The sequence below is a fragment of the Vibrio rotiferianus CAIM 577 = LMG 21460 genome (genome assembly GCF_002741985.1).
Taxonomy (GTDB): Bacteria; Pseudomonadota; Gammaproteobacteria; order Enterobacterales; family Vibrionaceae; genus Vibrio; species Vibrio rotiferianus.
On record NZ_APHW01000005.1, the window covers coordinates 1 to 10,266 of the forward strand.

At 46.2% G+C, this 10,266-nt stretch carries 13 protein-coding genes; 12 read left to right on the forward strand and 1 reads right to left on the reverse strand.

Going from position 1 to position 10,266, the window contains the following annotated elements; translation table 11 throughout:
• Positions 1-307: 307 nt before the first annotated feature.
• Positions 308-1,111: an inositol-1-monophosphatase gene (gene suhB / locus B853_RS02675; protein ID WP_010446149.1), complete on the reverse strand. Its 804-nt coding sequence runs from the start codon at positions 1,109-1,111 to the stop codon at positions 308-310.
• Positions 1,112-1,342: 231 nt separating this feature from the next.
• Between suhB and trmJ the strand changes: the two genes are divergently transcribed.
• The 12 genes from trmJ to B853_RS02735 form a co-directional block, all read left to right on the forward strand.
• Complete coding sequence (trmJ, locus tag B853_RS02680; protein ID WP_010446151.1) at positions 1,343-2,062, forward strand: tRNA (cytosine(32)/uridine(32)-2'-O)-methyltransferase TrmJ; 720 nt, start codon at positions 1,343-1,345, stop codon at positions 2,060-2,062.
• A gap of 125 nt (positions 2,063-2,187) precedes the next feature.
• Positions 2,188-2,694, forward strand: a complete 507-nt coding sequence (gene iscR, locus B853_RS02685) for a Fe-S cluster assembly transcriptional regulator IscR (RefSeq protein ID WP_010446153.1) — start codon at positions 2,188-2,190, stop codon at positions 2,692-2,694.
• Between the two features lie 28 nt (positions 2,695-2,722).
• On the forward strand, positions 2,723-3,937 hold the full coding sequence (locus tag B853_RS02690; protein WP_038887868.1) for an IscS subfamily cysteine desulfurase: 1,215 nt from the start codon (positions 2,723-2,725) through the stop codon (positions 3,935-3,937).
• A gap of 37 nt (positions 3,938-3,974) precedes the next feature.
• Positions 3,975-4,358, forward strand: a complete 384-nt coding sequence (gene iscU / locus B853_RS02695; protein ID WP_005424883.1) for a Fe-S cluster assembly scaffold IscU — start codon at positions 3,975-3,977, stop codon at positions 4,356-4,358.
• 73 nt (positions 4,359-4,431) lie between these two features.
• Positions 4,432-4,755 (forward strand): iron-sulfur cluster assembly protein IscA, encoded by a 324-nt coding sequence (iscA, locus tag B853_RS02700; protein WP_005424893.1) that lies wholly within the window; start codon positions 4,432-4,434, stop codon positions 4,753-4,755.
• Between the two features lie 55 nt (positions 4,756-4,810).
• The gene (gene hscB / locus B853_RS02705; RefSeq protein ID WP_038887866.1) at positions 4,811-5,326 is read left to right on the forward strand and encodes a co-chaperone HscB; all 516 of its coding nucleotides are present in this window, start codon (positions 4,811-4,813) and stop codon (positions 5,324-5,326) included.
• A gap of 21 nt (positions 5,327-5,347) precedes the next feature.
• On the forward strand, positions 5,348-7,201 hold the full coding sequence (gene hscA / locus B853_RS02710) for a Fe-S protein assembly chaperone HscA (protein ID WP_038887864.1): 1,854 nt from the start codon (positions 5,348-5,350) through the stop codon (positions 7,199-7,201).
• A 13-nt stretch (positions 7,202-7,214) separates the two neighbouring features.
• On the forward strand, positions 7,215-7,553 hold the full coding sequence (gene fdx, locus B853_RS02715; RefSeq protein ID WP_005424889.1) for an ISC system 2Fe-2S type ferredoxin: 339 nt from the start codon (positions 7,215-7,217) through the stop codon (positions 7,551-7,553).
• A 45-nt stretch (positions 7,554-7,598) separates the two neighbouring features.
• Positions 7,599-7,793 (forward strand): Fe-S cluster assembly protein IscX, encoded by a 195-nt coding sequence (gene iscX, locus B853_RS02720; RefSeq protein ID WP_005424887.1) that lies wholly within the window; start codon positions 7,599-7,601, stop codon positions 7,791-7,793.
• A 171-nt stretch (positions 7,794-7,964) separates the two neighbouring features.
• Positions 7,965-9,263, forward strand: a complete 1,299-nt coding sequence (pepB, locus tag B853_RS02725) for an aminopeptidase PepB (protein WP_010446162.1) — start codon at positions 7,965-7,967, stop codon at positions 9,261-9,263.
• Positions 9,264-9,363: 100 nt separating this feature from the next.
• Positions 9,364-9,789 (forward strand): nucleoside-diphosphate kinase, encoded by a 426-nt coding sequence (gene ndk, locus B853_RS02730; RefSeq protein ID WP_010446164.1) that lies wholly within the window; start codon positions 9,364-9,366, stop codon positions 9,787-9,789.
• A gap of 111 nt (positions 9,790-9,900) precedes the next feature.
• A partial coding sequence (locus B853_RS02735) for an IS110 family transposase (protein ID WP_143700774.1) occupies positions 9,901-10,266 on the forward strand: 366 nt, incomplete at its 3' end.

Sequence of the window (10,266 nt, forward strand, 5' to 3'; positions counted from 1 at the left end):
CACCACCACAGGCTTCAAAAGCGATGATGGTAGGTTCAAGTACAGATAAGAAACGGAGTAGTTGGCTTCGACTAAACTTACGGCGAATAACGTCTTTGCCAGTGTGATTGTTGCCAACCGCATGAAAGCAGTGCTTGCCTAAATCGATACCTAAGATGTGAATGGTAGACATATGGTTCACCTCGTTCTGAGAGCCTACTCTAAGCGTAGGGCTTGAGAGTGAGGCGGACCATATAATTAGCCCCGCTCAATGAGCGGGGCTATTCAAAAGTCATCAGCGTGACGGGCTTAGTATGACTTCAGAATCTTACTTAAGGATCGCGCTGTTGCCGTTTTCGCGAACGTGCTTAAGGATAGATTTCACGCCACGAGCGCTAGAAGCAACAATGTTACCAGACTTCATGTAGTCAGTACCGCCAGCGAAGTCAGTTAGGATTGCGCCAGCTTCACGAGCGATAAGCTCACCTGCAGCCATTTGCCATGGTTTTAGACCTAGCTCGAAGTAACCATCTACACGGCCAGCTGCCACGTAACATAGGTCAAGAGCAGAACAACCGCTACGACGGAAGTCAGCACACTCAGTGAATAGAGAACCTACGATCTTGATGTAAGACTCTGAGTGTTGCTTCTGTTTGAATGGGAAACCAGTCGCTAGAACCGTACCGTGTAGGTCTTTTAGTTGAGTAACACGGATACGAGCGTTGTTTAGCTGAGCGCCAGCACCGCGTTGTGCAGTGAATAGCTCGTTTTGCATTGGATCGTATACACAAGCCACTTCAGTTTTACCTTTGAAGCGAACCGCGATAGATACTGCGAAAGTAGGGTAACCTTTTACAAAGTTATTAGTGCCATCCAGTGGGTCGATGATCCATTGTACGTCTTTATCTTTACCTTCGATAAGACCGGCTTCTTCAGCAACGATACAGTGCTCTGGGTAAGAGTGCTTGATAGTATCGATGATGATAGCTTCTGCTTCTTTGTCTACATTAGTAACAAAGTCATTAGTGCCTTTTAGCGTAGATTCAATTTTATCTGTGTTTTCTAATGATTTAGCAATGTGATTGCCTGCCTTTCGCGCAGCGCGAATAGCAATGTTTAGCATTGGATGCATACGAATTTCCCAACGGATGTTAAAGAACAATTTAAAGCGGCGGCGAGTATACCAGAGTGAAAGCAAAAAGGAAGTGGTTATTTTTTGTTCGCAGATAAAAGTAACCGCATTAGTTTTGTCGTAAAGCTCGAAAACAATTGATGAGAATGCGAATAGAAACCTGCTTCACTCTAGGGTGTGTTAGAAAGTTATGGTAACATCTTTCGGTTTTAAATCAGGTAGCAAATACAGATGTTGGATCAAGTAAAAATCGTACTCGTCGGAACTTCTCATTCAGGCAACATTGGCTCCGCTGCAAGAGCAATGAAAGTCATGGGGCTAAGCCAACTTGTATTGGTTGATCCGCAGTGTGAAGTGGATGAGCAAACCCTTGCTCTTGCTGCTGGTGCCGGCGATATCGCTCAAAATGCCACGGTTGTAAAGACGCTCGAAGAAGCCATTGCCGATTGTGGCCTTGTGGTTGGCTCAAGCGCTCGTTCACGTACACTTGAATGGCCGATGCTTGAGCCTCGTGAGTGTGGTGAGAAGTTTGCTGTTGAAGGGCAAAAACACCCTGTAGCATTAGTTTTTGGTCGTGAGAGAACAGGTCTCACCAATGATGAGTTACAGAAGTGCCACTACCATGTTTGCATCCCTGCTAACCCTGAATACAGCTCGCTCAATCTAGCCATGGCGGTACAGACGCTGAGCTATGAAGTTCGCGTTGCGCACCTCAATTTAGAGCAAAGCCAATATGCGCCGAGTGAGCCTGAAGAATATCCACGCCATAAAGAGCTAGAAATGTTCTTTGAACACCTTGAAAAGGTGATGGTTGAGACCCAATTTATTAGCAAAGAACAGCCTGGCCAGGTGATGAACAAGCTACGTCGTTTGTACTCACGAGCACGACCAGAAGCTCAAGAATTAAACATTCTACGCGGTGTTCTAACGGCGATTGAAAAGAAGCTCTGATTAAATAATAACCTTTTTAGGTGTAAGGATGAATACCTGACTAAAATAGTCAAACAAATACTTGACCAATTTAGTCGGGTATGGAAAAATCCTAATCATTACAAACCATGTGGATACGGTGTGGTATGAAACTTACATCTAAAGGAAGATATGCGGTGACAGCCATGCTGGATGTGGCACTGCATTCGCAACAAAACCCAGTACCTCTTGCTGACATTTCAGAGCGCCAAGGGATCTCGCTCTCATACTTAGAGCAGCTTTTTTCAAAATTACGTAAAGCAGGTCTTGTTGCCAGCGTTCGTGGTCCTGGCGGTGGTTACCGACTTGGCGCCGACGCGCACAGTATTGCTATTGGTACTGTAATTGCAGCCGTTGATGAGTCAGTCGATGCGACTAAATGCCAAGGCAAAGGCGATTGCCAAGGTGGCACTCGCTGCTTAACACATACATTGTGGCGTGACCTAAGCTCTCGCATTAGTGACTTCTTAAATAACATTACGCTCGGTGAGCTAATGACAGACAACGAAGTTTTAGAAATTTCTGATCGTCAGGACATTGATCTGGTGGTCACTCATGGGTTATCAAACAAAAATACAACCACCGCGCCCATCGGTGTAAACGTCCGCTCTTAGCGGTCAGCATTTTACATTGGAGTAGAGAATGAAACTGCCGATTTATCTTGATTATTCCGCTACATGTCCAGTAGATCCACGTGTTGCTGAAAAAATGGTTCAGTACATGACAATGGATGGCACATTTGGCAACCCAGCTTCGCGTTCGCACCGTTACGGCTGGCAGGCAGAAGAAGCTGTAGATACTGCTCGTGAGCAAATTGCTGACCTTCTAAATGCAGATCCTCGCGAAATCGTATTCACATCTGGTGCGACAGAGTCTGACAACCTTGCTATCAAAGGTGCAGCACATTTTTACTCTAAGAAGGGTAAACACGTAATCACTTGTAAAACAGAGCACAAAGCGGTTCTTGACCCATGTCGTCAGCTAGAGCGCGAAGGCTTTGAAGTGACTTACCTAGAGCCAGAATCAAACGGTCTGATTGATCTAAACAAACTTCAAGCGGCAATGCGTGAAGACACTGTTCTGGTTTCAATCATGCACGTTAACAACGAGATTGGTGTCATCCAAGACATCGCAGCGATCGGCGACCTATGTCGTGAACGTAAGATTGTGTTCCACGTGGATGCTGCACAGTCTGCGGGTAAACTGCCAATCGACGTTCAAGAATTGAAAGTTGACCTAATTTCACTGTCTGCACACAAAGTATACGGTCCTAAAGGTATTGGCGCACTTTACGTACGTCGTAAGCCTCGCATCCGTCTTGAAGCGCAAATGCACGGTGGCGGTCATGAGCGTGGCTTCCGTTCGGGCACACTTCCAACTCACCAAATCGTGGGTATGGGTGAAGCGTTCCGCGTAGCAAAAGAAGACATGCAAAAAGATTACGATCACGCGCTAGCACTTCGTAACCGTCTTCTAGATGGCGTTAAAGATCTAGAAGCAGTAACGGTGAACGGTGACCTAGAACAGCGTGTTCCACACAACCTAAACGTGAGCTTTGCGTTTGTAGAAGGCGAATCTCTTCTGATGTCACTGAAAGACCTAGCAGTATCTTCTGGTAGTGCTTGTACATCAGCGAGTCTAGAGCCATCTTACGTTCTTCGTGCACTTGGTCTAGATGACGAGTTGGCACACAGCTCTGTACGTTTCTCATTTGGTCGTTTCACGACTGAAGCAGAAATTGATTACGCAATTGAACAAATCCGCGTTGCAGTGACTAAGCTACGCGACATGTCTCCTCTATGGGATATGTACAAGGAAGGGGTTGATCTGAGCACTGTTGAATGGGCTCACCATTAATCTCACGGACTGAATAGAGGATTCGAGGTAATTTATCATGGCATACAGCGAAAAAGTAATTGATCACTACGAGAACCCACGTAACGTTGGTTCGTTCGATAAAGAAGATCCATCAGTAGGCAGCGGCATGGTTGGCGCACCAGCTTGTGGTGACGTAATGAAGCTTCAAATCAAAGTGACGCCAGAAGGCATCATTGAAGACGCGAAATTCAAAACATACGGTTGTGGTAGTGCAATCGCTTCAAGCTCACTAGTAACTGAGTGGGTAAAAGGTAAGTCTATCGACGAAGCGGCATCTATTAAAAACTCTGAGATTGCAGAAGAGCTAGAACTTCCACCTGTGAAAGTTCACTGTTCAATCCTTGCGGAAGATGCAATCAAAGCAGCAGTTGCTGACTACAAGAAAAAACACCAGGAATAATTATTCCGTATATAATGGGAGCCCTTAAAATGCTCCCATTCCAAAACGTAATTTAGACAGACTAAGGTGCAGTATGGCCATCACAATGACAGAATCAGCGGCAAGTCGCGTAAAAGCATTCCTAGATAACCGAGGCAAAGGTATCGGTTTGCGTCTTGGAGTGAAGACGACAGGCTGTTCCGGCATGGCTTACGTCCTTGAGTTTGTGGATGATCTAAACGAAGAAGATGAAGTGTTTGAACTGTCGGATGTGAAGATCATCATTGATAAGAAAAGCCTAGTATACCTAGACGGTACTGAGCTGGATTACGTTAAGGAAGGGTTGAATGAAGGTTTTGAATTCAACAACCCTAACGCAAAAAGTGAATGTGGTTGTGGTGAAAGCTTCAACGTCTAATTGATTGTCCTTCTGGGCAAACGAGTCCAGAAGGCTTTACTAGGACCCGATCTTAATGAATCACTTTGAATTATTTGGGCTACCAAGTCAGTTTCAGCTGGATGGTAGCCTTCTTTCTTCTCAGTTCCGAGAACTACAAAAACGCTTCCACCCAGACAATTTTGCGACCGCTTCTGAGCGTGACCGCTTGATGGCAGTTCAAAAAGCAGCGCAAATCAACGATGCGTATCAAGTACTTAAGCATCCTATTTCTCGCGCTGAATACATTCTGGCAGAAAACGGCACAGAAATTCGTGGTGAGCAACAAACCATGCAAGATCCTATGTTCCTAATGGAGCAAATGGAACTGCGTGAAGAACTGGAAGACATTGCTGACAGCTCTGATTCTGAATCAGCGCTTTTTGACTTCGACTCTAAGGTCAGCAAAATGTACAAACAGCATTTGGCGAGTGTAGAACAAGAACTAGACCAAGGTCTTTGGGCGGAAGCTGCAGACCGAGTTCGTAAACTCAAATTCATTGCCAAGCTAAAGAATGAAATTGAACTGGTTGAAGACAAACTCCTCGGCTAGTTAGCGCGACAAGGATCCATCATGGCACTACTTCAAATCGCAGAACCGGGACAAAGCTCGGCACCTCATGAGCACAAGTTAGCAGCGGGTATCGACTTAGGTACCACCAACTCTTTGGTTGCATCTGTTCGCAGCGGTGACGCAAAAACACTGACAGACGACCAAGGCCGCAGTATTTTGCCTTCTGTAGTGAACTACGCCCAAGATACGGCGTTAGTTGGTTACGACGCAAAAGCAAAAGCGGAGCAAGAACCAGAAAACACCATCATTTCGGTAAAACGTCTGATTGGTCGTTCACTAAAAGATATTCAAGCTCGCTACCCATCTTTGCCTTACCAATTTAAAGAAAGCGACAACGGTCTACCTATTCTGCAAACCGCTCAAGGTGACAAAAACCCGATTGAAGTGTCTGCCGACATTCTTAAAGCACTAGGCAAACGTGCTGAAGAGACACTAGGTGGCGAGTTGGCTGGCGTAGTTATTACCGTTCCTGCTTACTTTGATGACGCTCAACGTGCAGGTACAAAAGATGCGGCTAAATTGGCGGGTCTTCATGTGCTACGTCTGCTAAATGAGCCGACAGCTGCAGCGATCGCTTACGGTCTAGACTCTGGCCAAGAAGGCGTGATTGCGGTTTACGATCTAGGTGGCGGTACGTTCGATATTTCTATCCTTCGCCTGTCGAAAGGCGTCTTTGAAGTATTGGCAACAGGCGGTGACTCTGCGCTAGGCGGTGATGATTTTGACCACCTATTGGCGGATTACCTAATGGAGCAAGCAGGCTTAGAAGCGCCGCTTTCTGCTGAGAAGAATCGTGCACTACTGAATATTGCAACAGCGACGAAGATCGCTTTCTCTGAGCAAGACAGCGTTGATGTTGATGTATTTGGCTGGAAAGGCTCAGTGACTCGCGAACAGTTCGAAGATCTGATTCGTCCGCTAGTGAAGAAAACCCTAATGTCTTGCCGTCGTGCGCTGAAAGATGCTGATGTGGATGCGGAAGATGTACTTGAAGCGGTCATGGTCGGCGGTTCAACACGCACATTGCTTGTACGTGAAATGGTTGGCGAATTCTTCGGCCGTACACCACTGACAAGCATTAACCCAGATGAAGTAGTTGCAATCGGTGCGGGTATCCAAGCAGACATCTTGGCAGGCAATAAGCCTGACTCTGAAATGCTGCTTCTGGACGTAATTCCTTTGTCCCTTGGTATTGAAACCATGGGCGGCTTGGTTGAGAAAATCATTCCACGTAATACCACCATCCCTGTGGCTCGCGCACAAGAATTTACTACGTTCAAAGATGGCCAAACAGCCATGAGCGTACACACCGTACAAGGTGAGCGTGAAATGGTGGACGACTGTCGCTCATTGGCTCGTTTCTCATTGAAAGGCATTCCCCCAATGGCAGCAGGTGCTGCGCACATTCGCGTGACTTACCAAGTGGATGCTGATGGCCTGTTGTCTGTCACGGCGATGGAAAAGAGCACGGGTGTTCAGGCTGAAATCCAAGTGAAACCTTCTTATGGTCTAAGCGATGATGAAGTAGCAAATATGCTACGTGACTCGATGACTTACGCGAAAGAAGACATGCAGGCTCGTGCATTGGCAGAGCAGCGCGTAGAAGCGGATCGTGTCATTGAAGGTTTGATTGCAGCACTGCAAGCTGATGGTGATGAGCTACTATCAGACCAAGAGAAACAAGAACTATTAAAAGTGATTGAAGCGCTGATTGAACTGCGCAATGGCGAAGATGCTGACGCTATCGAGCAAGGCATCAAAGACACCGACAAAGCAAGCCAAGATTTTGCGTCGCGCCGTATGGATAAATCGATTCGAGCTGCACTGTCAGGTCAGTCAGTTAATGATATATAAGAGATAAGTAGTTATGCCTAAGATTATTGTATTACCACACGAAGATTTGTGCCCAGAGGGTGCAGTGTTGGAAGCAAACACTGGTGACACCGTTCTAGACGTAGCGCTAAAAAATGGCATTGGTATTGAACACGCATGTGAGAAGTCATGTGCATGTACTACCTGCCACGTGATCATTCGTGAAGGTTTTGATTCGCTAGAAGAGAGTGAAGAGCTAGAAGATGACATGTTAGATAAAGCATGGGGTCTTGAGCCTGAGTCTCGTCTTGGTTGCCAAGCGAAAGTAGCGGATGAAGATTTGGTTGTTGAGATTCCAAAATACACGCTAAACCACGCGTCGGAAGATCACTAATACTATCTCCCCAATATAAGGGGTGAAGCAAAAGGAAGACGAGCAATGAAATGGACAGATTCTCGCGATATCGCGATTGAGCTTTGTGACAAGTTTCCCGACTTGGATCCTAAAACAGTACGTTTTACCGATCTTCATCAATGGATCATGGAGTTAGATGAGTTTGACGATGAGCCAAACCATTGTAACGAAAAGATTCTAGAAGCGGTTATCTTATGCTGGATGGACGAAGCGGATTAATGCTCGATTCGGCGGTAAAACGCAGCAGAGTTAACAATTCTCACTAAAAAAAGCGGACCTTAAGGTCCGTTTTTTTATCAAGTTGACATTTTTACCCTACATAATGCTAACATCCGGTAGTTATTAAAAAGAAGAGGCGTAGGCAACGCCGTTATAAGACAAGGAGAAACCATGTCTACACAGATGTCTGTATTTCTAAGCCAAGAACCAGCGGCACCACATTGGGGCGACAAAGCACTGCTTTCTTTCGCTGAGAATGGCACAACCATTCACCTGGGTGAAGGTCATGATCTTGGTGCAGTTCAACGTGCAGCGCGTCAGCTCGATGGCCAAGGAATTCGCTCAATTCTACTTGCAGGTGATAACTGGGATTTGGAAAGCATTTGGGCTTTTCACCAAGGTTACCGCAACCCGAAAAAACACGGCACGCTAGAGTGGGTTGCGCTTTCTGAGCAAGACCAAGCTGAGCTACATGCTCGCATCACCTCAACAGACTTTACTCGCGATATCATCAACAAAACAGCAGAAGAAGTGGCCCCTCGTCAATTGGCGACCATGGCTGCAGAATTCATCAAGTCTGTCGCGCCTCAGGGCACAGTAACAGCGCGTATCGTGAAAGATAAAGACCTGCTTTCAGAAGGTTGGGAAGGTATTTACGCTGTGGGTCGCGGCTCTGAGCGCACATCGGCAATGCTGCAACTTGATTACAACCCAACTGGCGATGAAAATGCACCAGTCTTTGCGTGTCTAGTAGGTAAAGGCATTACCTTTGATTCAGGCGGTTACAGCTTGAAGCCATCAAACTTCATGACGGCAATGAAAGCGGATATGGGCGGTTCAGGTACGATTACTGGCGGTCTTGCTCTTGCTATTTTGCGTGGTCTGAACAAGCGCGTGAAACTGATCCTTTGTTGTGCAGAGAACATGGTTTCGGGTCGTGCACTTAAGCTTGGCGACATCATCACTTACAAAAACGGTAAGACAGTAGAAATCATGAACACTGACGCAGAAGGTCGTTTAGTGCTTGCTGATGGTCTTATCTACGCAAGTGAGCAGAACCCTGAGCTGATCATCGACTGTGCAACCCTAACGGGCGCAGCGAAGAATGCACTAGGTAATGACTACCATGCACTGATGAGCTTTGATGATGAGCTTTCACATCAAGCGCTAACGGCGGCGAACCAAGAGAAAGAAGGTCTATGGCCACTGCCTCTTGCTGATTTCCACCGTGGCATGCTGCCGTCAAACTTTGCTGATCTATCTAACATCAGTTCTGGTGATTACTCACCAGGCGCAAGTACAGCTGCGGCATTCTTGTCTTACTTCGTTGAAGATTACAAGAAAGGTTGGTTGCACTTTGACTGTGCAGGTACGTACCGTAAGTCAGCTTCAGATAAGTGGTCTGCTGGCGCAACAGGTATGGGTGTGCGTACTCTTGCTCGATTCCTGAACGAACAAGCCACAAAATAAGACTTTTACCAGTGCAGACTTAGTGTCTGTGCTGGTATAACTAAGAGAGACGTAAGTCACTCATATAAAACTATTATTACAAGTACGAAAAGGAAACTTTATGGCTCTAGAAAGAACGTTTTCAATTGTTAAGCCCGACGCTGTAGAACGCAATCTGATTGGTGAGATTTACCACCGTATCGAAAAAGCGGGTTTACGTATAATTGCAGCGAAAATGGTTCACCTGACTGAAGAGCAGGCGAGCGGTTTTTATGCTGAACATGAAGGCAAGCCTTTTTTCCCTGCACTGAAAGAATTCATGACATCTGGCCCAATCATGGTTCAGGTTCTTGAAGGTGAAGATGCAATCGCACGCTACCGTGAGCTAATGGGCAAAACAAACCCAGAAGAAGCTGCATGTGGCACCATCCGTGCAGATTACGCATTGAGTATGCGTCACAACTCTGTGCATGGTTCTGACAGTCCTATCTCTGCGGCTCGTGAAATCGAATTCTTCTTCCCAGAGTCAGAGATTTGTCCTCGTTAATCTTGTTCTAATATGAATGTTAAGCCTCGGAATTTTCCGGGGCTAATTATATGGTCCGCCTCACTCTCAAGCCCTACGCTTAGAGTAGGCTCTCAGAACGAGGTGAACCATATGTCTACCATTCACATCTTAGGTATCGATTTAGGCAAGCACTGCTTTCATGCGGTTGGCAACAATCACACTGGCAAAGACGTTATTCGCCGTAAGTTTAGTCGAAGCCAACTACTTCATTTCTTATCTGTACTTGAACCTACCATCATCGCTTTTGAAGCCTGTGGTGGTGCTCACTGGCTTGCGAGAAAGTGTGAAGCCTATGGGCATCGAGTTCGACTTATTCCACCTCAATATGTAAAACCTTACGTCAAAGGTAACAAAAACGACTTTATTGATGCGGCTGCGATAGCAGAAGCAGCAAGTCGACCAAGCATGAGGTTTGTTTCTGCCAAGTCAGAGGAAGCTCAAGTAATCGCAGCTATC